Origin of the sequence: Microterricola viridarii (genome assembly GCF_001542775.1) — a bacterium.
GTDB lineage: Bacteria > Actinomycetota > Actinomycetes > Actinomycetales > Microbacteriaceae > Microterricola > Microterricola viridarii_A.
This window is the reverse complement of sequence record NZ_CP014145.1, coordinates 2,538,435-2,564,153: the sequence shown is the minus strand read 5'-3', so window position 1 is coordinate 2,564,153 and position 25,719 is coordinate 2,538,435. Positions and strand designations below refer to the sequence as shown.

20 protein-coding genes are annotated in these 25,719 nt (G+C 67.6%); 13 read left to right on the top strand and 7 right to left on the bottom strand.

Annotated features, from left to right (window positions below; translation table 11 throughout):
* Window positions 1-28 precede the first annotated feature (28 nt).
* The 5 genes from AWU67_RS11725 to AWU67_RS11705 all read left to right on the top strand — a co-directional run bounded on the left by AWU67_RS11725 (window position 29) and on the right by AWU67_RS11705 (window position 7,134).
* Entirely contained in the window at window positions 29-1,453 is a 1,425-nt protein-coding gene (locus tag AWU67_RS11725) for a glycosyltransferase 87 family protein (RefSeq protein ID WP_082716951.1), read from the top strand.
* Entirely contained in the window at window positions 1,450-4,008 is a 2,559-nt protein-coding gene (locus AWU67_RS11720; protein ID WP_234407233.1) for a DNA polymerase III subunit gamma and tau, read from the top strand. The genes AWU67_RS11725 and AWU67_RS11720 overlap by 4 nt, the downstream gene beginning before the upstream one ends.
* 3 nt (window positions 4,009-4,011) lie before the next feature.
* On the top strand, window positions 4,012-4,608 hold the full coding sequence (gene recR, locus AWU67_RS11715) for a recombination mediator RecR (RefSeq protein WP_067229189.1): 597 nt from the start codon (window positions 4,012-4,014) through the stop codon (window positions 4,606-4,608).
* 122 nt (window positions 4,609-4,730) lie between these two features.
* On the top strand, window positions 4,731-6,011 hold the full coding sequence (locus AWU67_RS11710) for an aspartate kinase (protein ID WP_067229186.1): 1,281 nt from the start codon (window positions 4,731-4,733) through the stop codon (window positions 6,009-6,011).
* A 73-nt stretch (window positions 6,012-6,084) separates the two neighbouring features.
* Window positions 6,085-7,134: an aspartate-semialdehyde dehydrogenase gene (locus AWU67_RS11705; protein WP_067229183.1), complete on the top strand. Its 1,050-nt coding sequence runs from the start codon at window positions 6,085-6,087 to the stop codon at window positions 7,132-7,134.
* An 80-nt stretch (window positions 7,135-7,214) separates the two neighbouring features.
* On the opposite strand, the gene AWU67_RS11700 is transcribed toward AWU67_RS11705, so the two are convergent.
* Window positions 7,215-7,871 carry a GntR family transcriptional regulator gene (locus AWU67_RS11700; protein WP_067229179.1) on the bottom strand — a complete coding sequence of 219 codons (657 nt, stop codon included), beginning with the start codon at window positions 7,869-7,871 and terminating at the stop codon, window positions 7,215-7,217.
* A 116-nt stretch (window positions 7,872-7,987) separates the two neighbouring features.
* Between AWU67_RS11700 and AWU67_RS11695 the strand changes: the two genes are divergently transcribed.
* From AWU67_RS11695 to AWU67_RS11680, 4 genes are read left to right on the top strand one after another with little or no spacing between them, the layout of a single operon-like run.
* Window positions 7,988-8,746 (top strand): SDR family NAD(P)-dependent oxidoreductase, encoded by a 759-nt coding sequence (locus AWU67_RS11695; RefSeq protein ID WP_067229176.1) that lies wholly within the window; start codon window positions 7,988-7,990, stop codon window positions 8,744-8,746.
* A gap of 55 nt (window positions 8,747-8,801) precedes the next feature.
* Window positions 8,802-10,499, top strand: coding sequence for a sensor histidine kinase (locus AWU67_RS11690; RefSeq protein ID WP_082716949.1), 1,698 nt, complete (start codon window positions 8,802-8,804; stop codon window positions 10,497-10,499).
* Window positions 10,496-11,704: a GGDEF domain-containing protein gene (locus AWU67_RS11685; protein ID WP_067229169.1), complete on the top strand. Its 1,209-nt coding sequence runs from the start codon at window positions 10,496-10,498 to the stop codon at window positions 11,702-11,704. The genes AWU67_RS11690 and AWU67_RS11685 overlap by 4 nt, the downstream gene beginning before the upstream one ends.
* Window positions 11,705-11,756: 52 nt before the next feature.
* Complete coding sequence (locus AWU67_RS11680; protein WP_129586704.1) at window positions 11,757-14,126, top strand: putative bifunctional diguanylate cyclase/phosphodiesterase; 2,370 nt, start codon at window positions 11,757-11,759, stop codon at window positions 14,124-14,126.
* A 50-nt stretch (window positions 14,127-14,176) separates the two neighbouring features.
* On the opposite strand, the gene AWU67_RS11675 is transcribed toward AWU67_RS11680, so the two are convergent.
* A complete protein-coding gene (locus AWU67_RS11675) occupies window positions 14,177-15,505 on the bottom strand; it encodes a chitinase (protein WP_234407232.1) in 1,329 nt (442 codons plus the stop codon).
* Between the two features lie 422 nt (window positions 15,506-15,927).
* On the opposite strand from AWU67_RS11675, the gene AWU67_RS11670 reads away from it, so the two are divergent.
* Together AWU67_RS11670 and AWU67_RS11665 are read left to right on the top strand one after the other, a co-directional pair.
* A complete protein-coding gene (locus tag AWU67_RS11670) occupies window positions 15,928-18,213 on the top strand; it encodes a glycosyltransferase family 2 protein (RefSeq protein WP_082716948.1) in 2,286 nt (761 codons plus the stop codon).
* Between the two features lie 158 nt (window positions 18,214-18,371).
* Entirely contained in the window at window positions 18,372-19,118 is a 747-nt protein-coding gene (locus AWU67_RS11665) for a helix-turn-helix transcriptional regulator (RefSeq protein ID WP_067229163.1), read from the top strand.
* 273 nt (window positions 19,119-19,391) lie between these two features.
* Here the strand turns inward: AWU67_RS11665 and AWU67_RS11660 are convergent, their stop codons facing one another.
* The 5 genes from AWU67_RS11660 to AWU67_RS11640 all read right to left on the bottom strand — a co-directional run bounded on the left by AWU67_RS11660 (window position 19,392) and on the right by AWU67_RS11640 (window position 22,738).
* The gene (locus tag AWU67_RS11660) at window positions 19,392-20,219 is read right to left on the bottom strand and encodes a response regulator transcription factor (protein ID WP_067229160.1); all 828 of its coding nucleotides are present in this window, start codon (window positions 20,217-20,219) and stop codon (window positions 19,392-19,394) included.
* Window positions 20,220-20,314: 95 nt separating this feature from the next.
* Window positions 20,315-20,884 carry a hypothetical protein gene (locus tag AWU67_RS11655; RefSeq protein ID WP_067229157.1) on the bottom strand — a complete coding sequence of 190 codons (570 nt, stop codon included), beginning with the start codon at window positions 20,882-20,884 and terminating at the stop codon, window positions 20,315-20,317.
* Window positions 20,881-21,489: a hypothetical protein gene (locus AWU67_RS11650; RefSeq protein ID WP_067229153.1), complete on the bottom strand. Its 609-nt coding sequence runs from the start codon at window positions 21,487-21,489 to the stop codon at window positions 20,881-20,883. Before AWU67_RS11650 ends, AWU67_RS11655 begins: the two co-directional genes overlap by 4 nt.
* On the bottom strand, window positions 21,486-22,073 hold the full coding sequence (locus tag AWU67_RS11645) for a signal peptidase I (protein WP_067229151.1): 588 nt from the start codon (window positions 22,071-22,073) through the stop codon (window positions 21,486-21,488). Before AWU67_RS11645 ends, AWU67_RS11650 begins: the two co-directional genes overlap by 4 nt.
* Before the next feature lie 107 nt (window positions 22,074-22,180).
* Window positions 22,181-22,738, bottom strand: a complete 558-nt coding sequence (locus AWU67_RS11640; RefSeq protein WP_067229149.1) for a hypothetical protein — start codon at window positions 22,736-22,738, stop codon at window positions 22,181-22,183.
* Window positions 22,739-23,089: 351 nt separating this feature from the next.
* Between AWU67_RS11640 and AWU67_RS11635 the strand changes: the two genes are divergently transcribed.
* Together AWU67_RS11635 and AWU67_RS11630 are read left to right on the top strand one after the other, a co-directional pair.
* Window positions 23,090-24,520 (top strand): malate:quinone oxidoreductase, encoded by a 1,431-nt coding sequence (locus tag AWU67_RS11635; RefSeq protein ID WP_067232667.1) that lies wholly within the window; start codon window positions 23,090-23,092, stop codon window positions 24,518-24,520.
* A gap of 83 nt (window positions 24,521-24,603) precedes the next feature.
* Window positions 24,604-25,650: an Rv2578c family radical SAM protein gene (locus tag AWU67_RS11630; protein WP_067229145.1), complete on the top strand. Its 1,047-nt coding sequence runs from the start codon at window positions 24,604-24,606 to the stop codon at window positions 25,648-25,650.
* Window positions 25,651-25,719 lie beyond the last annotated feature (69 nt).

The window sequence follows — 25,719 nt, the reverse complement described above, 5'->3', positions numbered from 1 at the left end:
CCCCCGACCGCGCAGAAAAGCAGCTGCCATGTCTCGACTGTTCCGTATGACGGATGACGGCGTCGAGAGTGTGCGCACTCCGCTCGAACGGGACTTCTCCCAGAGGCCGCTCACCCTCGTCATCGGCTTCCTCGTGTTGCACGGCGTGTTCCTGCTCGCCCTGATCCCGTCCTTCCTCGGCGGCGCCGCGATCGGCGATCTCTCGCTCTACCGGGCCTGGGTCGAGAGCTCGATGGACACCGGGATCTGGCGCGGCATCCAGGCGCCGTGGGTATACCCGCTCGGGGCGATCGCCCCGATGGGCCTCGCGGATTCTCTGGGCCCGCTGTTGTTCCCGCTGCTGTGGTTTCTGCTGACGGTGGTGCTGAACGCGCTGTCGATCGCCGTGTTGACTGACTTCGGCCGGAAGGCGAGCGGGTTCACCGCCGCCTGGTGGTGGCTGCTCGTCATCTTCATCCTCAGCCCCGTCGGGCTGTTCCGGCTGGAGGGCATCGTCGCCCCGCTCGTGATCATCGCGCTGGTGCTGTTGGCGCGCCGGCCGATCCTGGCCGGCGTGCTGCTCGCCGTGGCGACCTGGATCAAGGTCTGGCCCGTTGCCGTCATCCTGGCTGTGATCGCCGCCGGGCGGCACTGGCTGGCGGTGACCGTCGGCGCCGCAATCGTCTCGCTCGGCATCGTCGGCCTCGGGCTGGGTTTGGGCGGCTCGCTCATGACGTTGACGAGCTTCGTCTCGGACCAGTCGGACCGCGGGCTGCAGCTTGAGGCGCCGATCTCGACCCCGTGGGTGTGGATGGCGGCGCTCGGCCGCCCGGGCAGCATCATCTTCCAGAACACCTCGCTGGCCACCCGGGAGGTCGACGGGCAGGGGGCCGCTGCCGCCGCAGCACTGATGACGCCGCTGATGCTGATCGCGGTCACCCTGATCTTCGCCCTGATCGTGAGCGCGCGCCGACGGGAACCGGATTCCGCCGACCTGCTCATGCACGGCGCGCTGGCGCTCACCTGCGCCCTCGTCGTGTTCAACAAGGTCGGCTCCCCGCAGTACATGCTGTGGATCGCGCCGGTCGTCGTTGTCGGCCTGTTCCACGACGCGCAACGCTGGCGCACTCCCTCCTATCTGGTGCTGGCCATCGCCGTGATGACGACGCTGATCTTCCCCGTCTTCTACATGCCGCTCGCCGCCGGCAATATCGGGGCCGTGCTGCTGCTCACCGTGCGCAATGCGCTGCTCGTCGTGCTGTTCGGCTGGGCGGTCTGGCGGCTGTGGCGGCTGGCTGCGCCGGCGGTCACCGCGGCCAGCGATCTGGACACCGCCGGGGGTGGGCGCGGCGGCCAGGGGTCGGCACGACGGCTTCTCGGGTATCCAGCCCTCGTGTCGGCCGGGCCAAGTAGCATTGCAGGGTGGTCACCGCTCTCTATCGCCGATACCGGCCAGAAAACTTTGCCGAGATGATCGGTCAGTCGCAGGTGACCGATCCGTTGATGACGGCCCTGCGCACCAACCGTGTCAATCACGCCTATCTGTTCAGCGGCCCGCGCGGCTGCGGAAAGACGACGTCTGCCCGCATCCTGGCGCGTTGCCTGAACTGTGCAGAAGGCCCGACCGACACCCCCTGCGGCGTCTGCCCGAGCTGTGTCGAGCTCTCTCGTGACGGCGGCGGCTCGCTCGACGTCGTCGAGATCGACGCGGCCAGCCACGGTGGCGTCGACGACGCCCGTGACCTGCGCGAGCGCGCGATCTTCGCCCCGGCCCGCGACCGCTACAAGATCTTCATCATGGACGAGGCGCACATGGTGACCTCGAGCGGATTCAACGCGCTGCTGAAGATCGTCGAAGAGCCGCCGGAGCACGTGAAGTTCATCTTCGCGACCACCGAGCCCGAGAAGGTCATCGGCACGATCCGCTCGCGCACCCACCACTACCCGTTCCGGCTGGTGCCGCCCGGGCCGATGCTCGAATACGTGCAGACGCTGTGCGACGCGGAGGGCGTGACCGTTGCGCCCGGCGTGCTGCCGCTCGTCGTGCGCGCCGGTGGCGGCTCGCCCCGCGACACCCTCTCACTTCTCGACCAGCTCATGGCCGGTTCCGAGTCGTCGAGCGTTGACTACGAGCGCGCCGTCGCGCTGCTCGGCTACACCCATGGTGCCCTGCTCGACGAGGTGATCGACGCGATCGGCGCCCGGGAAGCCGGGGCGGCCTTCGAGGCCGTCGACCGCGTCATCCAGACCGGCCAGGACCCGCGCCGTTTCGTCGAAGACCTGCTCGAGCGAATGCGCGACCTGATCGTCGTCGGCGCGAGCACGCCCGCCGTTGCGGCATCCGTGCTGCGCGGTGTTCCGCAGGACGAGCTCGCCGCCATGGGTGCCCAGGCGACCCGTTACGGCCAGGCCGAGCTCTCCCGCACCGCCGACATCGTCAACGCGGCGCTCACCGAGATGACCGGCGCCACCTCGCCGCGGCTGCACCTCGAGCTGATGATCGCGCGCGCCCTTGTGCCCTCCAGCGACGACTCCGAGCGCGGAGCCCTCGCCCGGGTCGAGCGCCTTGAGCGCCGGGTCGGGGTGACGGATGCCGCAAGCGACCGCCCGGCGGCACCTGCCGTCGCCGCGTCGTCCGCGCCCGCGCCCGCCTCCGCACCGGTATCCGCGCCTGCGCCCGCGGCTGCTCCGGCCCCGATGTCGCCCGCCGTCGCTGCTGCCGCCGAGTTCATCGGTCGGCTCACCCCGCCCGCTGCCGCTGCCACGCCTCCCCGCGCGGATGGGCCGGTTGGCCCGGTCACCTGGGCGACGCCCGGTGTGACCGGCACGCCGGAGCCGGAACCGGCAGCCGTGGTGGCCCCGGCCGCCCCGGCGCAGGGCGCTCCAGCGAAGGGCGCTCCCACGAAAAGTTCTCCGGCGCAGGGTGCTCCCGCGAAGGGTGCTCCGGCGCAGGGTGCCCCGGCGCAGGGTGCTCCCGCGAAGGCTGCTCCGGCTCCGGTGAAATCCGCGGTGCCCGTCGGGCCGATCTCGCTGCAGCAGATGCGGGACGCATGGCCGCAGGTGCTCGAGGTCGTCAAGACCGCGAACATGAATGCGTGGGTGGTGTTGCTGACGGCCGTGGTGCGCGAGTACCGCGAAGACGGCACACTGCTGCTGGCCTTCCCGAGTGAGAACGATGTCGCCGCGCTGAAGAAGCCGGCCGCACCCGGCCAGGGCGTCGGCGACCACCTGAAGAAGGCCGTCGCAACGGTTCTCGGCGTCACGCCCAAACTGTTGGCACGTGCAGAGGGTGGCGAACAGCGTGGCTCCAAGCCGACGCCGGCCGCTGCCCCCGCGCAGAAGCCGGCCCCGGACGCCGCAGATGCGGAGCCCGACCGAAGCGCTTCCGCGCCATCTTCTGCGCCGTCTGCCGCTCAGGCTGCTGCCCCTGCTCCCGCTCCCGCCGCGGCGGCTCCGGCACCCACGGCACGCGTGCAGCCCAAGGCAGCTGCGAAGTCAGCACCGGTGACGACCTCGAACGGCTGGTCGGTCGTGCAGATTCCGCAGTCGGAGCCTGCTCCGGCGGCCGAACCGGAGGTCGCTCCGGTAGCGGTGCAGGCCCCGCCGAGCGCGCCGCCTGTCGCTGCGCCCACGCGGCCGGCAGGACCGCCGCCTGTCGCTGCACCTGCACCTGCCGCTGATGGCTGGGCCGCCGCCGAGGAGCCGCCGTTCGGAGACGAGCCGCCCTACGACGACGAACCGCCGTTCGACCCGAACTTTGACGCGGCGCCGCCGGACCAGGGCTTCCGCTCTGGGCCGTCCGCACCTGCCGCACCTGCGGCACCGCCCGCCGCGCCCGCCCCGGCAGCGCAGGCCGAGCGCCCCCAGCCGCGCCAAGCGCCACAGCGGCCGGCCCAGGCACCGGGCCGCGGTGACGGCGTGCAGCGCTATGGAGAGTCGGTGGTCCGCGAGATCCTCGGCGCGACCTTCATCGAGGAACAACCACACAACCCGGGGTCGCGCGCGACGCTGAGAGACGGCCAAGGCTAAGACGTGTACGAAGGAATCGTTCAAGACCTCATCGACGAGCTCGGCCGGCTGCCAGGGATCGGGCCGAAGTCGGCCCAGCGCATCGCGTTCCACATTTTGCAGACCGAGAACTTCGACGTCTCGCACCTGGCAGAGATCCTCACCACGGTGCGCGACAAGGTCAAGTTCTGCAACATCTGCGGCAACATCTCCGAGCAGGAGACCTGCGCGATCTGCCGTGACCCGCGCCGCGACCCGGCCCTAATCTGCGTGGTCGAGGAGGCCAAGGACGTCGTCGCGATCGAGCGCACGCGCGAGTTCCGCGGGCTCTACCACGTGCTCGGCGGCGCGATCAGCCCGATCGACGGCGTCGGCCCCGACCAGCTGCGCATCCGCGAGCTGATGCAGCGCCTCGCCGACGGCACCGTCACCGAGGTGATCCTGGCCACCGACCCCAACCTGGAGGGGGAGGCGACCGCCACCTACCTGTCGCGGCTGCTCACCACGCTCGAGATCCGGGTCACGCGGCTCGCCTCCGGGCTGCCCGTCGGTGGCGACTTGGAGTACGCCGACGAGGTCACCCTCGGCCGCGCCTTCGAGGGCCGCCGCGTCGTCAGCTAGCGCCGGAGCTGACCCGCGCGGCCCGCAGCCGCCGGCATCCGTCACATAGCCGGAGCGGAATCTGGCAGGACTTATGATGGAGCATCTGGCAATGTCTGCCGAAACCCCCTCAGGAGTTATACGTGACTTTGATCGTGCAGAAGTTCGGCGGGTCTTCCGTCTCTGATGCGGAAGGCATCAAGCGAGTCGCCAAGCGCATCGTCGAGACGCGCAAGGCCGGCAACGACGTCGTCGTGGCCGTCAGCGCCATGGGCGACTCGACCGACGAGCTGCTCGACCTCGCCCACGAGGTCACCCCGATCCCCGCGCCGCGCGAGCTGGACATGCTGCTCACCGCCGGCGAGCGCATCTCGATGGCGCTGCTCGCCATGGCGATCAAGAGCCTCGGCCACGACGCACGCTCCTTCACCGGCAGCCAGGCCGGCATGATCACCGACGCTCACCACGGCTCCGCTCGCATCGTCGACGTCACCCCTGTGCGCCTGCGCGAGGCCCTCGACGAGGGCGCGATCGTCATCGTTGCCGGCTTCCAGGGCTTCAACCGCGATACCAAAGATGTCACCACCCTCGGCCGCGGCGGGTCAGACACCACCGCCGTCGCGCTGGCCGCTGCGCTCGACGCAGACGTCTGCGAGATCTACACGGACGTCGACGGCGTCTTCACCTCAGACCCGCGAGTGGTGCCTCTGGCCCGCAAGATCGACCGCATCACCAGCGAGGAAATGCTGGAGCTGGCGGCATCCGGGGCCAAAGTCCTTCATATTCGTGCAGTGGAATATGCCCGCCGCCACGGCGTCACGCTGCACGTGCGCTCCTCGTTCAACAACAACGAGGGAACCATTGTCTACAACCCGGCGACCAGCCACGACGGAGAAGAGAGCAACGTGGAAGACCCGATCATCGCTGGTGTTGCCAGCGATCTGAGCGAAGCCAAGATCACCGTCGTCGGCGTGCCGGACATCCCCGGCAAGGCCGCAGAGATCTTCACGATCGTCGCGCGCACCGACGCCAACGTCGACATGATCGTGCAGAACGTGTCGAGCGCCGCCACCGGCCTCACCGACATCTCGTTCACCGTTCCGAAGAGTCAGGGCCAGGCGGCCCTCACCGCGCTCAGCAACGCCCAGGCCGAGGTCGGCTTCGCGAGCTTGCAGTACGACGACCAGATCGGCAAGCTGGCCCTCGTCGGCGCCGGCATGCGCACCAACGCCGGCGTCTCGGCCAAGTTGTTCGACGCGCTGAACAAAGCGGGCATCAACATCGAGATGATCTCCACCAGCGAGATCCGCATCTCGGTCGTCACCCGCGCCGACTCCGTCAACGAGGCCCTCCGCGCCGTGCACACGGCGTTCGACCTCGATGCCGAGCACGAGGCCGTCGTCCACGGCGGCACCGGCCGGTAGTCAGCCACCACCAGTTTTCAACCGGGAGGCCGCCGGCGGCGGCATCCGCAGCACCACAACACAAGGGGTACTCGTGAGCAGCAGCCAGGGCATCAACATCGGCGTCGTCGGAGCAACAGGTCAGGTCGGGGCGGTCGTGCGCCGCCTCCTCGAGGAGCGCAACTTCCCGGTCGCGCAGATTCGTTACTTTGCCTCGGCCCGCTCGGCCGGCAGCACGCTGCCGTGGCGCGGGGAGGACGTCGTCATCGAGGATGCCTCGACGGCAGACCCGACCGGTCTGGACGTCGCCATCTTCTCGGCCGGCGCGACCCTCTCCAAGGCGCAGGCGCCCCGCTTCGCCGCGGCCGGCGTGATCGTGATCGACAACTCCAGCGGGTTCCGCATGGACCCTGAGGTGCCGCTCGTCGTCAGCGAGGTGAACCCGGAAGCCATCAAGCAGGCCAAGAAGGGCATCATCGCCAACCCGAACTGCACCACCATGGCGGCCATGCCCGTGCTCAAGGTGCTGCACGAGGCTGCCGGCCTCGAGCGCCTCATCGTGAACACCTATCAGGCGGTCTCCGGCAGCGGCCTCGTCGGCGCCACCGAGCTTGAGACGCAGGTGCGTTCCGCCCTGGAGGGCGACGTACAGGGCCTCGTGCACGATGGCCGCGCGGTGACCATGCCCGAGCCGACCGTCTACGCCAAGAACATCGCGTTCAACGTGGTTCCGTTGGCCGGTTCGATCGTCGACGACGGTTCCTTCGAGACCGACGAAGAGAAGAAGCTGCGCAACGAGAGCCGCAAGATCCTCGACCTGCCCGGCCTGCTGGTCAGCGGCACCTGCGTGCGCGTTCCCGTCTTCACCGGTCACTCGCTGTCAGTCAACGCCGAGTTCGCGAACCCGATCTCGGTCGAGCGGGCCACCGAGCTGCTCTCGAACGCCCCCGGCGTGCAGCTCAGCGACATCCCGACGCCGCTCGAGGCCGCCGGCACCGATCCCAGCTATGTCGGCCGCATCCGCCAGGACGAGGGCGCGCCCGACGGCCGCGGCCTCGCACTGTTCATCTCGAACGACAACCTGCGCAAGGGCGCTGCGCTGAACGCCGTTCAGATCGCCGAGCTCGTCGCCGCGTCGCTCTAGGCCGACGGCACAGCCACAAAAACAGGAGGAGAGCGTCGCGAGGGCTGCATGCAGCCCAGCGGCGCTCTCCTCCTGTTTTTTCAGGCAGTGAGGTACTGGCTGCTCGCGGTGGCGAGCAGCCGCTGCATGCCGTTCATCCAGTTGGCCGTGAGGGCCTCGGACGCCGCAGCGACGTCACCGTTGACCAGGTGGTGCGCGATGAGGCCGTGTTCGGCGGCCACGCGCTCAATCATCACCTCGTCGGCGACCAGCAGCGATTCGTAGCGGTGGTAGGCCTGCCGCATGCCGGCGATCAGGTCCAGCAGGCGCCCGTTCGGGCATCCGCTCAGCATGAAGGCATGCCATTCGTCGTCCTTGCCGGCGATGAGTGCGTGCATGGCGACCTCCGCGTCGAAGTCTGCGGCCAACTGGGCCAGCCGGGCCCCGATGACGGGCAGCGCCGCCGGGTCCGTCAACGACAGCGCCAGAGACTCGAGATTGGCCATGATCGGGGCGAGCTCCTCGAACTCTCGGGCGCTGAGCGGCACGAAACGGAAGCCCTTACCGCTCTCGCTCTCGATCTGGCCCTCGCTCTCGAGGGCGATCAGCGCCTCGCGCAGCGGTGTCCTGCTGACGCCGAGCTCGCCAGCCAACTGCACCTCGTTGATGCGCTCGCCCGGCTGCACTCGGCCGTTGCGCATGCGCTCAAGTAGTTCCTCGCGCACCTGGGATCGGAGCGTGCGACGTTCGATAGCCATGGGACCCTCTCTGAGCCGGATGGCCTCGCGATCAGTTTACGGCGTGCCGCCTGCCCGCATCCGGCATGCTTGAGGCTCGACGTCGAAGCCCACGTCCACATCTCTAAGGAGCAGCCATGCGTCTGGCCAACAAAAATGCGATCGTCACCGGCGGCGCCGGCGGGATCGGCCGGGCGACCGCGCTCGCCTTCGCAGCGGAGGGCGCCCGAGTCGCCGTGGTCGACGTGCGTGCGGACGCCGCGGAGGCCGTGGCAGCCGAGATCCGTGCGAACGGCGGCACCGCGATCGCCGTCGCGGCCGACGTCTCCAGCGAAGCCGACATCCAGCGCATCATCGCCACAACGATCGCCGAGTTCGGCGGCGTCAACGTGGTCTTCAACAACGCCGGCATCATCCGCCGCAGCACGGCGGTGGAGACCACAGAGGAGGAATGGGACCGCGTCTTCGGCGTCAACGTGAAGTCGATCTTCCTGATGTGCAAGCACGTCGTGCCGGTCATGGCGGCCGCCGGGGGTGGTTCCATCGTGAACACCGGCTCCGGCTGGGGGCTGAAGGGCGGCGGCCAGGCGATCTCCTACTGTGCGTCCAAGGGCGCCGTGGTCAACATGACCCGCGCCCTCGCCATCGACCACGGGCCGCAGGGGATCCGGGTGAACTCGGTGAACCCCGGCGATGTGAACACGGGCATGCTGCTGGAGGAGGCCCGGCAGTTGGACCAGGACGCGCAGGCGTTCCTGGCCGAGTCCGCTGACCGCCCGCTTGGACGGATGGGGCAGCCGAGCGAGATCGCGGCGGCCGTGGTCTGGCTGGCCAGCGACGAGTCCTCCTACGTCACCGGGTCGGCGCTCGTCGTCGACGGCGGTGGCATTGCCTGAGACCCGGGGCGGCCCGCGCCGTTCCAGAGATGGGACGGCGCGGTACAGTCGAGCCATGACAGTCAGCGCAGGCCAGGCCACAACAGGCCGCGCGAGTCGACGGTCGGAGTGGATCAACGCGGTGCTGGACACCGATCCGGGCACGCAGGACCGGTCGATCGTGCTGACCCAGCTGCTCTTCGGGGCGGCCGCCCTCGCCGTCTTCACCACTGTGATGCTGTTCGGCCCCGGGGAGGGCAACAGCGTCGCGTTCTTCCTGGGGCTGTTGCTCACCTTCGTGGCGTGCTGCGCCGCGGTGTTGACCAGCTGGTCGAAGCTTTCCCCGCACTGGCTGCTCGTGCTGCCCCTCCTCGACATCCTGGCGATCGGGTGCATGCGGCATGCCCACCCCGAGCTTTCACTCGGCCTGCTGTGGGTGTTCCCGGTGCTGTGGATCGCCACGCTGGTCGGCGCGGTCGGCATCACGGCGAGCATCCTCCTCATCGGCGTGCTGACGGTTGGCGAAATCGCGCTGCGGCAACAACCGGTCACCCTCGCCGCCATGCCGACGCTCATCTTCCTGCCAATCACGCTGGTGTTCGTTGCTGCATCCGTTCGCCTGCACTCCAGGCGCAATCGGGCACAACGAGTGCTCCTCCGCAAACAGGCGGAGCTGCTCGAGGGCGCGCTCGCGCAGGCGCAGCGCCAAGAGGAACTGCTCTCTGAGGTGCTGAACACGGTTGACTTCGGGGTCGTGCGCATCGACAAGACGGGCCAGATCAACCTCGTCAACGAGGCACAGACCCGCATGCAGCTCGACGAGCGGCACGCGAGCACCTCTTCGCTGCGCGCTGGCAAAGCCGGTGGGTTCCGTGCTGGCCGCGCGGCCGCGTCCGGTCCGGCGTCGACGCCGCTCCAGCGCGCCATGCGCGGCGAGGAGTTCGAGCCGGAGACGGTTTGGCTGGAAGCAGCCAGCGGCGAGAAGGCCGCCCTGTCGGTGACCGCGCGCCACCTGCACAGCAAACACGGCGAGTACGACGGCAGCGTGGTGGTCTCTCGTGACGTCACCGCCGAGGTGATGGCGCTGCGCGCGCGCGACGACCTCGTGGCCTCGGTGTCGCACGAGCTGCGCACGCCCCTGACCTCGGTGCTCGGCTACCTCGAACTCACTATCGACGGCGGCGGGCTTCCCGCCTCTGCCGAGGCGCAACTGCAGGTCGCCCACAAGAATGCCAACCGGCTGCTGGATCTGCTCACCGACATCCTCGCCGCCTCGAACAGCGCCGAACAGCCGCTCGTTCTACTGCCCGGCCCGTGCGAGCTGCTCGACGTCGTCGAGCAGTCGGTCGAGATGCTGCAGCCCTGGGCGGAGGAACGCGGCATCCGCATCGACTGCGCGGCTGCAGAGGCCACGACGTTGATAGCGGACGGTTCGCGGCTGCGCCAGCTGATCGACAACGTGATCTCCAACGCCATCAAGTACAACGTCGATCAGGGCGAGGTGTCGATCGGCCTCACCAGCGACGAGAACATGGTGTGGCTGATCGTGCGCGACAGCGGAATCGGCATCGCCGACGACGAGCAGCCCCGGCTTTTCGAGCGATTCTTCCGCTCGGAGTCTGTGCGCAACTCCACCGTGCACGGCAGCGGCCTCGGCCTCGGAATCAGCCGCGAAATCGCGCGACTGCACGGCGGTGACCTCACCGTGCAGAGCGTCGAGGGGGAGGGCACCACCGTGCTCCTCACCCTTCCAAAAGACAGGGACAGGGCATGATCGACGGCTGGACGATTTCGTTGGCGAGTGCCCTCATCGTGGTGGTGACGGCGGCGCTGTTCATCGGCAGCACGATCGTGCACAAGGACAGCTCGGCCGGTCGGCTGTGGGCCGCCGGCTACCTGGCCGGCATCCTCACGACGACCAGCTTCCTGGCCTGGCAGCTCTCCCCGGAACTCTGGTGGGCGTCTGCCGTCGGCAATGCGGGCTTCGTGGCGGGAACAGCCTTCTTCTGGCTCGGATGCCGCCGGCACAACGGTCGGCGGGGGCCGTACTGGGCCGCCGCCCTCGGCAGCAGCGTCGTGTTCCTGGCGGGTGTGGTCGCCGGCCCATCGGATGACGCCTGGGCCGGAGCCCAGGTGTACTTCGCCGCGATCGCGGTGTTCGCTGTGCTGGCCGCGGTCGAATCGTCGCGCGGAGAGATGCGGCGGGCGCGGGGCTCGCGACCGATGCTCGTCGTCTTCAGCGTGGAGGCAGCCTTCTTCACCGGGCGGCTCATCTTCTTCACCGTCGAGGGCCCGGATACTGCGATCTTCGACCTGTTCTTCGGCTCCTCCGCGCTGGCGCTGGTCACGATGATCATGTCGGTCGTGCTCTCCAACTCGATGTCCCTCATCCGCTTCGCGCAGGGCACCCGTGCCGAGTCGGCGTCCAGATCCGACCGCAGGCAGATCGCGCATACGTGTTACACCGGCGATGATGTGCTCACCGAGGGCGCGTTCGGGCGCATCGTCAGAGACCGGCTGGACCGCTCCGAGTTCCACGACGAGCAGCTGGCACTGTTGCACTTCGACCTGGACGACCTGAGCGAGATCAACATGGCGTTCGGGCCGGCGCATGCGAACGCGATCCTGGCCAAGTACACCGCGGTCGTGCGCAAGTTCGGGCCGCCGCACGCCGACATCGGGGTGGCAGGCACGGGCCGTCTGGTCGTGGCGGCTCCGTTCGCCTCCGCCGACGAGGCACTCGCTATGGCGGCCATCGTGCAGCGGGGCCTGTTGGAAGACTCGGAGGTGCAGTTGACCGGGCTGCGGCCCACCGCGAGCGTCGGAATCGCGCTCACCGACTACACCGGCTTCGACTATGGCCGGCTGAGCCGCGCCGCCCGGCAGGCATGCCGGCAGGCCTCGGATGCCGGCGGCAACCGCAGCGTGGTCGACACCGGCGCGGGTCAGAACGCTGCGTCTGACACCGGGGCCCGCTGAGCGGCCCGCGGCCGGGCGCGGGCACCGACCGCGCTGCCCCTATCCTTGACCTGTGAAACCCGTACGAACAATCACCCCCTGGGATGCCATCTTCTTCGTGCCGGTGACGCTCTTTGGGCTGACGATGGCCGTCATCGGCCTCGCGATCCTCCCCTCCCTCCCGGCCGGCTCGTGGGTTCTGGCGCTCTTCGCCGTGATCGGGTTCGCCGCAGCCGGGATCTTCCGCCTGCCGATCTCGCGACTGGCGACGGTGCCGTTGACGGGGCTGGCCATCGCCATCGTTTCGGCCTCCGACCTGATGGTCCGACCGCTGCTCATCATCGGTTTGTACACAATCGGGATCTATTTCTCCTACATCTACCTGCTGCGCCGCCCCGTGGTCGCCGTCTACGCCAGCGGACTGGCCTCGCTCAGCGCGCTCGTCTACGTGGCCCTGTTCCGCTGGCTGATCGACACCGGCACCGGCCCGCTCGTGTACTTCGTCGCGGCGGCTGGGTACCTGGTCACGATGCTCACGGTGGAGTTCTTGCGGCACCGCTGTCGCTGGGGCGGTGATGGCCGCCTCGGCATCGCCGCGATCAGCCGGTTGAAACTGCTCCGCGTCTGGCTGCTGCTCTCGTGCATTGCAGCGGTGCTGCACTTCGCGAAGCTGCTCATGGTCGACAGCTACATCTCGAACCCCCGCTCGGTGATCACCGTGCTGCTGATTGTCGGCAGTGCAATGGTGCTCGTGTTGCTCAGCGCCCGCGAGAACCTCCGCGGCGTCGTGCGTCGCTTGGACAGCCTGGTCGACGCGTCGTTGGCGCTGCCCTGGGAAGAGAAGGGTCAGATCGAGTCCCTGGTGCGCGGCTTCGCCCAGGGAGCGGCGAACGCGGAGACAACGGAGATCCGTGCCACACCGCCGCGGCGCGCCGAGATCGGCGCCCCGATCAGCCTCACCGCCGGGGCGGACGAGTACCTCGTTGTGCGCCGCGCGGCGGCGGCATCCGCCTTCACCGAGGAAGATCAGCGCGTCGTCGACGCGCTCGCCCACATCGGCAGCGAGGTGGCCAGGGTCAAGGAGAGCGTCGACGGCCTGCGTCTGCGAGCGAACACCGACAGCCTCACCGGACTGCCCAACTACGGCTCGTTCCAGGAGACATTGCAGTCGATCAACGACAACCGCGGCTACGGCGAGGCGATCGCGGTGCTGTTCATCGACCTGGACAACTTCAAGAAGCTCAACGACCGGCACGGTCACGCCGCGGGCGACTTCGCGCTCAAAGAGGTCGCTCAACGACTCGTGAACACCCTGAGGCCGGCGGACACCGTGGCGCGCGTGGGCGGCGACGAGTTCATTGCCGTGCTCACCGGGCTGAGCAGTCTGGGGCAGGCCAAGCTGATCGCCGACCGCATCGTCGACAACTGCGGCGTGCGCCTCCCCTTCGGCGAGACGAACCTCTGGCCGAGCATCAGCGTCGGTCTGGCCTACTCCGCGCACCGCGAGACCGATATCGGCCGGCTCGTGGAGGACGCAGACCGCACCATGCTCGCCGCGAAGAAGTCGCGCAAGCAGGGCGGCGCCGGCAAGGGCGGTTCGGTGAGTATCTCGGCCCACCGCTCCTCACAAATCAACGACAGCGTTGTCCGGGCTGTTGAGAACGACGAGCTGACCGTGTTCTTCCAGCCGATCGTGAGCATCGTGGAGAACAGGATTTGGGCGTTCGAGGCGCTCGTGCGCTACACCGACCCCGAGATCGGCCCCATCTCGCCCGCCGCGCTCGTCGAGAAGGCGAAGCGGCTCGGCCTGATGAACGAGCTCACCCGCCAGGTGATCCAGAAGTCACTCACCGCCGCGCGCCAATTCGTCGCGATCGATGCCCGGGTCAACTGTGTCACCGTCAACGTCGAGGCGAAGCAGATCCTGGCCGCCCAACTCGGCCCGTTCATCGAGGAGACCGCAGCACTCTTCCCCGAGGTCACGCTGTGCCTCGAACTCAACGAACGCTCGCTCAGCGTGGTCAGCGACGAGCTGCGCGCCCAGGCCGAGCGCCTCCGCGAGCTCGGAATCATGATCGCGCTCGACGACTACGGCTCCGAGAACTCCTCGGTGGGCGCGCTGGTGCGCATGCCCATGGACATCCTGAAAATCGACCGCTCTCTCATCGACGACCTCACCGACATCCGCCAGCTCGAGGTGCTGCGCGCACTGCAGGGCTTCGGCGACACCTTGGATTACGCTCTCGTCGTCGAGGGCGTCGAGAGCCCGGTCAGCGCGTCGCGCTTGCAGGGTGTCGGCGTGCGCAGTGCCCAGGGCTTCTACTACGGCGTGCCCGCATCGGAGCAGGCGACGGCGGAGCGACTGATCAAGTACGGCACCACCGCGGTGGTGCCGGGTGCCGAGGCGGCAGAGCGCCCGCTTGCCTCGCGCAGCCAGGCCTAGCCAGGCCTAGCCAGGGCTAGCCAGGCCTAGCCCGGCTGCGCAGCGCCGGCTTACGGGGCCGTCTGCGGCTCGGTTGGCGCCGTCTCTGCACCCAGCTGGGCGATGACATCAGCTGCGTCCAGCGGCATCCACGGCGAGTTGTCCGGCTCCGTCTCGGCAGCCTGCGGGCTGTCGCCCTGAGTCCACCACTTCGCCTCGTACGGCAGGCCGTCGAAAAGCACTCGGGCACCCTTGTCGTAGATCGCGCTGCCCGACCACTCGGGGAATGTTCCCGGCTCCAGCGTGGGGATCGGGATCGGGGTCTCACCGGGCAGCACCGGCCCAATCAACGTCCATGGCGTTTCGAACGACTGGAGCACGGGGTTGTCGGGGACATCGCCCTTTGTCCACCACTTGGCCTGGTAAACGTTGTGGTGCCAGACGACCTTGGTGCCGGCCCGGTAGGAGGCGTCGGCGGACCAGATGGGGTACGGGCTGGTCGCCGGGTCGTCGGCCAGGTCTTCCTGGGGGATCGGTTCGAGCGTGGTCTCGATCCCGGCGCCCGAGCTGGGCGTACCGGTGAAACCGGTGCCGAGGATCGCGCTGAAGCTCGCATCGCCCTGTGCGACTCCGCTACACGCGTCTGACACCCGAGTGAGGTCGTCGTAATTGGGTCCGCACGTCGTGTCGCGGTTCGAGGACCACATCGACACCCTGGCCAGACGTGAGCTGTGTGCGAAGGCGTTCAACTGCTGGGCGTCCGCGATGGTGAACACCTCGTCACGCACATCGTTCTGCCCGATCATCGGGGTCGCGCCGATCTTCGCCCACAACGTGGCGTCCGTCAACGGTGTGCCGGCCTGGTTGTACAGGATGCGCAGCTGACGCTGGGTCGCGGTCAGTGCGGACTCCGCCGCATCGCCCATGCTCTGCTTGGCGGCCTTGCTCTCGCCGAAGTCCATGGTCATCACGTTGACCCCGGTGATGTCCAGGCCTGCGTTCAGCGCGTTCGCGATGGCGTCGGTTCCGGCCACCGAGAGGCCGTCGGGGGTCACCGGAAGCGTGAGCCAGACGGCGAGCGGAGAACCGGATGCCGCCCGCTCCTGCTGCAGCTCAGCGAGCACGGTCGCACGGCGGGTGTTCGCGTCGGCGTTGCCGAGGGCGTCGCCCTCGATGTCGAGGTCGATGCCCTGCACGTCGTAGCGGTCGATGACGGCCGCATACGCGGCCTTCAGCTGGGAGCTATCCCGACAGCTGACAGCGAGCTCGTCGTTCAGCTGGCCACCGAATGAGACCATCGCCTCCCCGCCGCGCTGTTGCAGCCGTGCGAGGCGGCGATCGAGATCCAGCTCGCTGCCGGCCTCGGCGAGCGTGTATGCGCCCCCCAAGTCGGGGTACACGGGTCATCCGTGGCGGCGACGATGAAAGAGAGCACGATGTTCTTGTCGGCCGCGCTGCGGGGGCTCTCGAAGGCAAACTGCGGCGTAGCAGTGACGTCGACGTAGCCGGCAAACCACGCTTCGCGCGTCGGCGACGTCTCGTTCTCAAACCACTTCCAGCCTTGGAATCCCGCGAAAACTAGGGCAGCAAGCGCCGCAACGAGCACGGTGAGGCGCACTGGGGAGAGCCGTCGATTGGGGAAGCGCCTAGACACAAAACCTCGCAAGTAGGGTGGCGGGGAGAGAAGTCACGTCGAGCGGAAGCCGGTTGGCTGCGGCACGTGCCTTGCCCATGCTTGCACATCGCCGCCCCCGCGGGCGGCGCGCGCTGGCCTATCCTACAAAAGTCGGATGAGTCACCAACGTCGCGATTGACCGGAGTTATGGCAGTTCAAGAGGAACAAACACGCAACAGGAAGCGCCAGTGGGGATCGGAGCGCCGCTCTGAGCCGCTGTCGATCATGCACCCTGCGCCCAGTGTGCGGAAAGTCACCTGGGGAAGGCTGGCCATCGTCGCGACGGTGGTTTTCTGGTTGATCTACGTCGTCACGACCATCGTCAGGCAGTTCCTCGAGAACAGCGGCGGGTTCCGCTTCACGATGGAGGCGGTCGGCTATCTCGTCGTCGTCTCGTTCCTGACGTTCTCGGCGCTGATGTATCTGCTCGCCCGCCAGGGCGCTCTCTATCGTTTCCGCGACCACGTCCGCGTTCCGCGGGCGGAGCTGGACAGGCACTTCCGCGACTATGACAGTGCCGTCACCGTGCTCGTGCCCTCCTACGCCGAGGAGCCGGCCGTGGTGCGCGGCACGCTCTGGTCTGCCGCGTTGCAGGAATTTCCCAACGTTCGCGTGGTGCTGCTCGTCGACGACTCGCCTGTGCAGAACGACCCCGCCGAGCGGGCGCGGCTCGACGCGACGCTGCGACTGCCGGGCGAGATCGAGGCCGCGCTGGAGGGGCCGCGTTCGCGATTCGCTGGTGCCAGGGCCCAGCTGCAAGCCGAGCGCGACGCCGGGGCCGAGGTGGACCGCAACCACGTCACAGAGCTCGCCGCCGACTACGAGGCGGCCGCGATCTGGCTCGAGGACATGGCCGAGAACGAGCCGATGGAAGACCACGTCGACGAGTTCTTCATCGACCAGGTGCTGATGGGTCTGGCCTCTGAACTGCGGCTGAACTTGCTCGCGCTGCGTGCCTCGATCGACCAGCACTCCTACCCAGACATCGACCGGGTGCTCGAGCTGCGCATCCGCCTTGAGCGCACGTTCACGGCCGAGCTGCGCTCGTTCCAGCGCAAGAGCTACGCCTCGCTCTCGCACGAGGCCAACAAAGCGATGAACCTCAACTCCTACATCTCGCTGATGGGGCGCAGCTGGCGGGAAGAGCAGACGGCCGGCGGCGTGGTGCTGCGTGCAGTGGACGACGAGGACGACGCCGACCTGGTGGTGCCGGACAGCCCCTACCTGCTCACACTGGACGCAGACTCACTGCTGCTGCGTGACTATTGCCTGCGCCTGGTGTACTTCCTCGAAGAGCCGGGCAATGAGCGCATCGCCGTGACCCAGACTCCGTACTCGTCGTTCCGTGGCGCCCCGACGCGCATCGAGCGCATCGCCGGCGCAACGACCGACCTGCAGCACATCCTGCATCAGGGCATGAGCTACTACGGCGCTACCTTCTGGGTCGGCGCCAACGCCGTCATCCGCAAGCAGGCCGTGGAAGACATCGTCGAGGTGGAGAACGTGGGCGGCTTCGAGATCGCCACCTACATTCAGGACCGCACCGTCATCGAGGACACCGAGTCCAGCATCGACCTGGGCACGCACGGCTGGACCCTGATGAACTACCCGGAACGGCTGAGCTATTCGGCGACGCCGCCGGACTTCGGTTCGCTCGTGGTGCAGCGTCGCCGTTGGGCGAACGGCGGCCTGCTGATTCTGCCGAAGCTCTGGGACCAGCTCCGGGAGCGGCGCTTCCGCCGTGAGCGCGTGCTGATGCGCGAGCTCTGGCTGCGCGTGAACTACATGGCGTCGATCGCGTGGGCCAGCTTCGGCCTGCTGTTCCTGCTGGCGTACCCCTACGACAGCAGACTGCTCTCGCCCGTCGTGTTCCTCGCCGCACTGCCGTACTTCTTGGCGATGGGCAGCGACCTACGCGATTGCGGTCACCGCTTCAGCGATATCTTCCGCATCTACGGCTTCAACCTCATTCTGTTGCCGGTGAACCTGGCCGGCGTGCTCAAATCGATCCAGCAGGCCATCACGGGCGAGAAGATCCCCTTCGTGCGCACGCCCAAGGTCAAGGACCGCACGGCTGCGCCCGTGATCTACGTGATCGTGCCGTATCTGATCATCGCGTTCTCCCTTGTCACATTCGTGCGGGACTTCTATGCCCAGAACTGGGGGAACGCGCTCTTCGCCGCGCTCAACGCTAGCCTCGCCGCGTACGCGACGTGGATGTATGTGGGAGTGCGCAACTCCATCGTGGATGCGGGACTCGGCATCCTGAACTGGCTCTACGTCGACAAGAAGAAGGCGCCAGCCGGGCCTTCCTATGTCGTGGATCCCAACAAGCCCGTCGATTGGTCGTCGATCCTGTATCACGGGGATCGCCGTCTCAACCGGGATCTTCGCCGGAAGGGCGACCGGCGCAGGCGGGTCGGCGCGCGCTAGCGAACGCGGGAATCGGCGCTTCCTGAGTAACCGGTTCGCTCCCGGCCAGTCGCGCGGCATAGACTGCCCGTTCACGCGGCGTCGTCGCCCGGTCCGGTGCGCTGCATGCGCGACGGCGAGAGGCGCGTGGTGCGGCGACAGCTCGGAAGGGAAGTGCGATGACAGCCACGCAGGACGTCCCCGCCCCGTCTTCCGCGATCCGGTTGGCGATCGTCCACTCTCATGTCGCCGCCCTCGACGGGCTTGGCAGTTGGCTCGCCGCCAACGCGCCGGATCTCGAGATCGTTGTCCTCGCCAGCTCGTGGGACGAGGCTGAAGAACAGGCCGCCGCGCAGCCAGCCGCCTATCTCATCGACCTGGACAGCCTCGGCGACTCCATGCTCGTCGAACGGATCGCTGATGCCCGATCGCGCGGTGCCGCCGTCGTGGTGTGGGACGGCGGCGACGACGACGCGTGGCACACGCTGCGCGCTGCCGGCGCTGCGGCAGTGCTGTGCCCCCACAGCTCCATCGAGGATGCCAGGGCGGCCGTGGTTGCCGCCGTGGCGCAGGGGCCCGATTCCTGGACCGGTGATCGCGTTGCGACGGCGCACCACCGTGCGATACCGGGGAACAGCGGGGAGCACCCTGCGGTGCGGCGCGCACCGGCACAGGACGGCGAGGCGGGTGTCGCCCTGCGTGCGTCAGCCTTCCCGCGGCTCAGTGAGGCAGACGTCGAGGTGATCAGGCTGTATGCGAGCGGCAGCAGCCCGGTCGACATCGCGCTGCAGCTGAATGTGCGCTTCGACTGGGTGCGCGATCACCTGGGCCGGGTGCGCGACCACTACGAGGGGCAGGGCCGTCGCGCGTCGAACCGACGTGACCTTGTGCAGCGTGCCACGGAAGACGGCCTGCTCGAGGCCTGATCGAGGCTGGTCGCCTGTTGAGGGCCGCCGACGGCAAAATTGCGTAAATCTTGAGGTTCCTCAAGGGCGTATCTAAAGCCAATCCTGCGCTTCACCGCGCACACTCGTACACGTAACAACGATGTGACATCCGCCGGCTCCCTGCGATTCTCGAAGAAGTCCCCCGACCCTTCCCCTGAATCCATTCCAACCGCTTCGTGATCCCGAACCTGAAGCGTGTGGCACCCCTGCTTGGAGCCGCGGATGTACTCGTTATCGGGCGGGCAGCAGCCGCTACTCGGCAGCGGTGAGCCGGTACCCGACGCCGCGCACGGTCTCGATCCAGCGGGGGCTTGTCGATTGATCGCCCAGCTTGCGGCGCAGGTTGGCCAAATGCACCTCGACTGCCCTCTTGTCGGCATCCGTGACGAAGAACGCCCCGTCATCGTCGCGCAGGTGCTCGGCCAACTCGGTCTTGCTGCGCACCCGGCGCCCAGAGCGCAAGAGCACCGCGAGCAGGTTGAACTCGGTGCGCGTCAGCTCGATCTCGTCGGCGCCGATGCTCACCCGGCGCTCCGCGGGGTTGAGGCGCAGGCCGCGGTGTTCGTGCCATTCGTCATCGACGACCGGGGTCGGGGACGTGGCGGGGTTCGTGCTCGTCGCCGCATCGGCCGGCATGTTCACGGGGGCAGTCGTCGCCGTCTCTGCCGGCGCATCCGCGGAGACCGCAGTGGCGTTGGTGAGCACCTCGAACCTGGGCCGACGCATCATCGCCTCTATGCGAGCGCGCAGCTCGCGGGGGCGGAACGGCTTCGTCACGTAGTCGTCGGCGCCGGCTTCCAAGCCCTGCAGCGTGTCAATCTCCTCCGCGCGGGCGGTGAGCATGATCAGGTAGGTCGAGCTGAACGCGCGGATGCGCTTGGCGACCTCGAAGCCGTCGATCCCTGGCATGCTCACGTCCAGCGTCGTGACCAGAGGGTTGTGCTCGCGCACGGCGTTCACCCCGTCGATCCCGTTGCTGGTCAGCACCGTCTCGAACCCGGCCTGCTCCAGCACTGCAGCCAGAAGTTGGCGGATGTCCAGGTCGTCCTCAATTACAACGGCAATCCGGTTCTCGGTCACGTGTCCTGGCCCCCCAACAACATTGTTCGCTCCGCAGCTGCGGTTGCGTCAACATCGTATCCGAGGCGTGCTCCAAAGTGGGGAGGACGCCCGAGCTAGCAGGTCCAGCCGAGAATGTGTGCTTCTTCGCTAAAGGTCAGTGAGTTCGTCGCTTCCGGAGACTCAATGAGGGTGGAGACCATGAACTTGTTCCCCTTGTTGCACGCGAGAGGGAACTTGAATTGGATCGTTCCGGTGTCACCGTACAGAGGCACAGTGATGGTGCGGCGGTATTCGAACGTCTGGTTGGTGCCACTGGTGACTGGGCTCCCATAGAGGGTCCATCCTGTTGGTGGAGCGATCTGGGGGGCAGTCCCGAGCGCAGCGGTGGGGAAGGTGATCTTCGTGCTCAACGTGTTCACGGGACCGCCAGCGCCGCTGGCGGGCTTCACATTCTGTACTTGCAGCTGCACGGTGAGGACGGGCCCAGCGCCAACCACAACGCCTTTCGTGTCCAACTTGATCTGTGCTTGCGGAGTAGTCCAAGTGCCCGAGCTGACGGGGGCGGTGAAGTTCACCTGATCGGTCCAGGCCGCGGTGGTCGCGACGAAGGCCTGCTGGACACCGAGGACGAGCAGCACGGAGCCGAAGATCGCGCCGAGGGCTGCGAGGGTGCGCTTGTTCACTTCGTACCTTCCACGTCGTGCTCGCCGGAGGTGCGGCGGCGCTTTGCCGCGATGACGGCGCGCGGCCACATGACGGCCAGGGTGCCGAGTGCCAGCGCGGCGACGGCCCACGGGGCGACCACGGACGCGATGCTGCCGGTTGAGGCGAGGCCGTTGCCGCCGTCGGTGACGAGTGACGGGTCAGCAGTGCTGTTCAAGGTGAGTCGACCGAGCGCGGTGCCGCTGCCCTGTTCGGAGACGGTGACCGTCACTCGAACCGATTGGGGGCCTGCGGGAACGGCGACTGGCTTGGGCAGGCTCTCCGTGGGAACACAACTCCCCGTCGTGTCGCAAACCTCGAACTCGATCGTGGCGGAGCTCAGGATGCCGGTGCGCTCGACCCAGATCAAGGAGTCGAGTTCGCCGGCACGGGGGATCTCCAGCGTGATCGTCTTCGAGACAGGGGTGTGCGGCTGCAGTTCGGCGAAGTCGAGGGCAACCGGGATGGGGATCTCAACGGCGTGGCTGGCGCTCGCGTCGGCCACGGCGAGGCCGGTCGCGAGGCCGAGGACGGCGAGGGCGGATGCCGTCCTGCGGATACCCTGGCGGGTGCTGTGCAGATTCATTCGCGTGCCTCCGCGAGAACGTTTTCGGTCGGGAGGGCGTCGAACGACACGGCCTCGGTGGTGGGGTCCTCGTCCGGCTCGGAGTCCGATTCGGACTCCGGACGCGGCAGCATGCTGAGCGCGACCAGGGCCAACACCGTGATTGCAAGGGGGATGACGACGCCGGGTTTCGACATGGTGGCGACGAAGTAGCCGCCACCGGAGATCTGTGCGGCCGGCACCAGAACGGTGCCGCTCACCGCATAGTCCTCGCTGTCGAGGAACTCGTTGTTGTCGCCCTTCATCCTCAAGACGAATTCGCCGGCGGCGCCGCCGGGCGTGATCTCGATCACACGGTGGGTCACCAGCTTGCTGGTCAGGGTCGATGGCAGCGTCGCAACATCGCCGACATTGAGCGCAGCAGCATCCTTGGGTATGGAGAACAGAAGATCGCCGGTCATGATGCCCGGCTCCATCGAACCTGACACCACGAAGAGCGGTTGCACCAGGCCCGCAGAGTGGGCCACCCAGAGGCCGCCGGCCGCTATTCCGGTTGCAGCGAGGATCCAGAGCACGATGTTGCCGAGCGAGCGCAGTGCGCGCATGGTGTGCTCCTTTCGAGAGGGCCGGGATGCGGGGCGATGGGTGGGGCCCTCCAGCTGAGCCCGCCGGGTCCGAAGAGGGCTCGACAGGCTAAACCGGGGGTGGCGGGTTAAGAGGAAGCGCCCGCGAACAGGAGCTTCAGACTTCCGCCCGTGACACCCTTGAAGCCCGCGTCGGTCCAGTCAGGGGCGGTGACGGTGACGGTCAGCTTCAACGTCGCACCGCTTGCAAGCGTCTCGCCGGCGACAATCGCGCCGCCGGGGGCGTCGGACTTGGTGACGCTGACGGCAAGCTTTTGCGTGGCGTGGTTGAACAGGATTCCGGTACCGGAAATGACCGGTGCGGCGAGCTTCGCAGCGATGGAGCTGTCGTTCTTGATCCAGATGTTGGCGGTGCGCGTCTCGTTGGGCTTGATGTTTGTGAAGGCAGCGGGGTCGACACCGATCGCGATCGCTCCGGCCTCGTCGGCTCCCTCCGCCCACGTGGTGCCGTTGTGGCTGCCCTGCAAGTTGAAGGTGGCACTCGTCGCGCTCGCCGAGAAGAACACGTTGTCGGTCCAGGCCGCCGTCGTGGCGGCGGCGCCGATGCCCACGAGTGCGAGGCCGGCGAGGGAGAGGCGGATGGCGGTGCTGCGCTTAGCGCGCTTGGAGGAGGTGCTGGCAGTCATTCGGGTTGCCTTTCTGTGTTCGACGAGAGCGGGTAGGGCCGCGGCTCGAGGGATCGAGGTCGGTCACAACCTGGGCAAGAAAGCAGGTGAAGGGGTTCCCCCAACGACACGCCCGGGCCGTTGGCACCAAGGTAGGCAAGCCGCCTCAGCGCACCCCCAAGTTCGCCGCAATGTTGTCCACAGCGCTCTTGAGGTAGGCAAAAGCCCCGGTTTTCCGCGGCTCTTTTGTGCGGAGCACCCTCGAATTGGGGGACATCTTGCGGCCGGTCAAAGACATCGAAATGCCCCGGTAGACTGATATTCGTGAATTCTGAGACACCTGTCGACGTCGTTCTCATCGGTGGCGGCATTATGAGCGCCACCCTCGGCGCCTTGATTAAGCAGCTCCAGCCCGACTGGACGGTTCGTGCATACGAGCGACTCGGGGAGGTGGCCCAAGAGAGCTCGAACCCGTGGAACAACGCCGGGACCGGCCACGCGGCCCTGTGCGAGCTCAACTACATGCCGGCGGCAGCCGACGGCAGCGTTGACGCGAGCAAGGCCGTCAGTATCAATGAACAGTTCCAGATCAGCCGCCAGCTCTGGGCGCACCTGGTGGAGACGGGCGCGCTGCCCGAACCGCACAACTTCATCAACGTTGCCCCGCACATGACCTTCGTGCGCGGCGCCTCCAACATTGAGTACCTGCGCAAGCGCTACGACGCCTTGAAGGACCAGCCGCTGTTCCAGGGCATGGAATTCAGCACCGACGCCGAGAAGATCGGTGAGTGGACCCCGCTCATCACGAAGAAGCGCAATCCGAAGCAGAAGATCGCGGCCACCCGCATCGAGGCGGGCACCGACGTCGACTTCGGCGCGCTCACCAAGTACCTCTTCGACGACCTCATCAAGCAGGGCGGCGAGGTGCACGTGAACCACCAGGTGACCGGCCTCAAGCGCCAGAAGGACGGGCTCTGGAAGCTGAAGCTCAAGCACCTCGTCGGCAACACGCCCTCTGAGGTCAAGGCTCGGTTCGTGTTCGTGGGCGCCGGCGGCGGCGCCCTCGCTCTGCTGCAGCAGAGCGGCATCCCCGAGATCCGCGGTTTCGGCGGCTTCCCGATCTCGGGCCAGTTCCTGCGCACTACCAACCCGAAGATCGTCGCGCAGCACCAGGCCAAGGTCTACGGCAAGGCCGCCGTCGGCGCCCCGCCGATGTCTGTTCCCCACCTCGACACCCGCGTGGTCAACGGTGAGTCCGCGCTGCTGTTCGGCCCGTACGCAGGGTTCACTCCGAAGTTCCTCAAGACGAGCACTTGGTTCGATCTGCCGTTCTCGATCCGCTGGCACAACCTCGGCCCGATGCTGGCCGTCGGCTGGCACAACTTCGACCTCGTCAAGTACTTGGTCGGCGAGCTCATGGCCGGCCGGCAGAAGAAGCTCAAGGCGCTGCAGGAGTTCATGCCCACCGCAAAGATGGAGGACTGGGAGCTCATCACGGCCGGTCAGCGCGTGCAGGTCATGAAGAAGGATGCCAAGAAGGGTGGCGTGCTTCAGTTCGGCACCGAGGTCATCACCGGCGCCGACGGCACCATTGCCGGTCTGCTCGGTGCATCGCCGGGCGCCTCGACCGCCGCCCCGATCATGCTCGACGTCTTGGCGCGCTGCTTCCCGGCGCACATGAAGGGCTGGGAACCCAAGATCCGCGAGATGATCCCGAGCTACGGCACCACCCTCTCTGACAACCCGGCTGTTGCGGCGGCCTCGCTTGCGGCGACCGCGAAGGTATTGAACATCCCGGCATAGCCCGTGCGGCTCGCCGGTCGAGTCAGCCGAGGCAATTCGAACACACGTTCGCATTTTGTGCGAATGTGTGTTCGAATTGTCGTATGAGGTGGAGCGCGCAAGAACTCGACGTCGAGCAGCCGTCGACGCTGCCAGGGCTCGCCCGGCTGAGCAACCTGGTGCGCAGCGTACAGACGCCGGAGTTCGCCGGTATGACGTTCCACGAGGTGCTCGCCAAGTCGGCGCTGAACAAGGTGCCCAGCCAGAGCACGATGCCCTTCGAATGGACGATCAACCCCTACCGGGGCTGCTCGCACGCCTGCGTGTACTGCTTCGCCCGGCCGTCGCACGGCTACCTCGACCTGAACACGGGCGAGGACTTCGACCGGCAGCTGATCGTCAAGACGAATGTCGCCGAGGTGCTGCGCACCGAGCTCCGCCGGCCGAGCTGGCAGCGGCATCCGGTCGCCCTCGGCACCAACACTGACCCGTACCAGCGGGCTGAGGGGCGCTACGCCCTGATGCCCGGCATCATCGACGCGTTGGTGGGCGGCGGCACGCCATTCAGCATTCTCACCAAGGGCACGCTGCTGCGCCGCGACTTGGCGCAGATCGCGGATGCCGCGCGCACCGTGCCCGTGAGCATCGCCATGTCGATCGCGATCTACGACGACACGTTGCAGCAGTCGATCGAGCCGGGCACGCCAAGTACCACCGCGCGGCTGGCGACGGTGACGGCCGTGCGCGAGGCCGGGCTGAACTGCTCGGTGTTCCTGATGCCGATCCTGCCGTTCCTCACCGACACCAAGGCGCACCTCGACGAGGCACTTCGGCGCGCGCAAGCCGCGGGCGCCACCTCGGTTGTCTACACGTCGCTCTTCCTCAGGCCGGGCGTGCGTGAATGGTTCATGCACTGGCTCGGCGAGGAGCACCCGCAGCTGCTGCCGCGCTACACACAGCTCTACGCCGGTGGCGCCTACGCGCCAAAGGAGTACCGGCGCTGGCTCGCCGACCGAATCGAGCCGTTGATCCGCGCCCATGGCCTCCAGCGGGGCGAGACGTCACCGGCAACGGGCGGCGTCGCGCCACCCGTGGGCGGTCGGGCCCAGGCCGCCGCCACGCCGGTGCGTGCGGAGCCCACGCTCTTCTGAGGCATTGGCGTGTGAGGCCTCGCGCGATCGGATTCGCTTCGCGCGACGGCGAACTACGACTAAAATTCA

What these genes read in the sequence shown, in the direction of transcription:
- AWU67_RS11690 (WP_082716949.1), top strand. Translation starts at nt 8,802, where the DNA reads ATGACAGTCAGCGCAGGCCAGGCCACAACAGGCCGCGCGAGTCGACGG.
- AWU67_RS11650 (WP_067229153.1), bottom strand. Translation starts at nt 21,489, where the DNA reads ATGAATCTGCACAGCACCCGCCAGGGTATCCGCAGGACGGCATCCGCC.
- AWU67_RS11700 (WP_067229179.1), bottom strand. Translation starts at nt 7,871, where the DNA reads ATGGCTATCGAACGTCGCACGCTCCGATCCCAGGTGCGCGAGGAACTA.
- AWU67_RS11635 (WP_067232667.1), top strand. Translation starts at nt 23,090, where the DNA reads ATGAGCGCCACCCTCGGCGCCTTGATTAAGCAGCTCCAGCCCGACTGG.
- AWU67_RS11665 (WP_067229163.1), top strand. Translation starts at nt 18,372, where the DNA reads ATGACAGCCACGCAGGACGTCCCCGCCCCGTCTTCCGCGATCCGGTTG.
- AWU67_RS11670 (WP_082716948.1), top strand. Translation starts at nt 15,928, where the DNA reads ATGGCAGTTCAAGAGGAACAAACACGCAACAGGAAGCGCCAGTGGGGA.
- AWU67_RS11685 (WP_067229169.1), top strand. Translation starts at nt 10,496, where the DNA reads ATGATCGACGGCTGGACGATTTCGTTGGCGAGTGCCCTCATCGTGGTG.
- AWU67_RS11640 (WP_067229149.1), bottom strand. Translation starts at nt 22,738, where the DNA reads ATGACTGCCAGCACCTCCTCCAAGCGCGCTAAGCGCAGCACCGCCATC.
- AWU67_RS11695 (WP_067229176.1), top strand. Translation starts at nt 7,988, where the DNA reads ATGCGTCTGGCCAACAAAAATGCGATCGTCACCGGCGGCGCCGGCGGG.
- AWU67_RS11725 (WP_082716951.1), top strand. Translation starts at nt 29, where the DNA reads ATGTCTCGACTGTTCCGTATGACGGATGACGGCGTCGAGAGTGTGCGC.
- AWU67_RS11720 (WP_234407233.1), top strand. Translation starts at nt 1,450, where the DNA reads ATGATCGGTCAGTCGCAGGTGACCGATCCGTTGATGACGGCCCTGCGC.
- AWU67_RS11645 (WP_067229151.1), bottom strand. Translation starts at nt 22,073, where the DNA reads ATGCGCGCACTGCGCTCGCTCGGCAACATCGTGCTCTGGATCCTCGCT.
- AWU67_RS11630 (WP_067229145.1), top strand. Translation starts at nt 24,604, where the DNA reads ATGAGGTGGAGCGCGCAAGAACTCGACGTCGAGCAGCCGTCGACGCTG.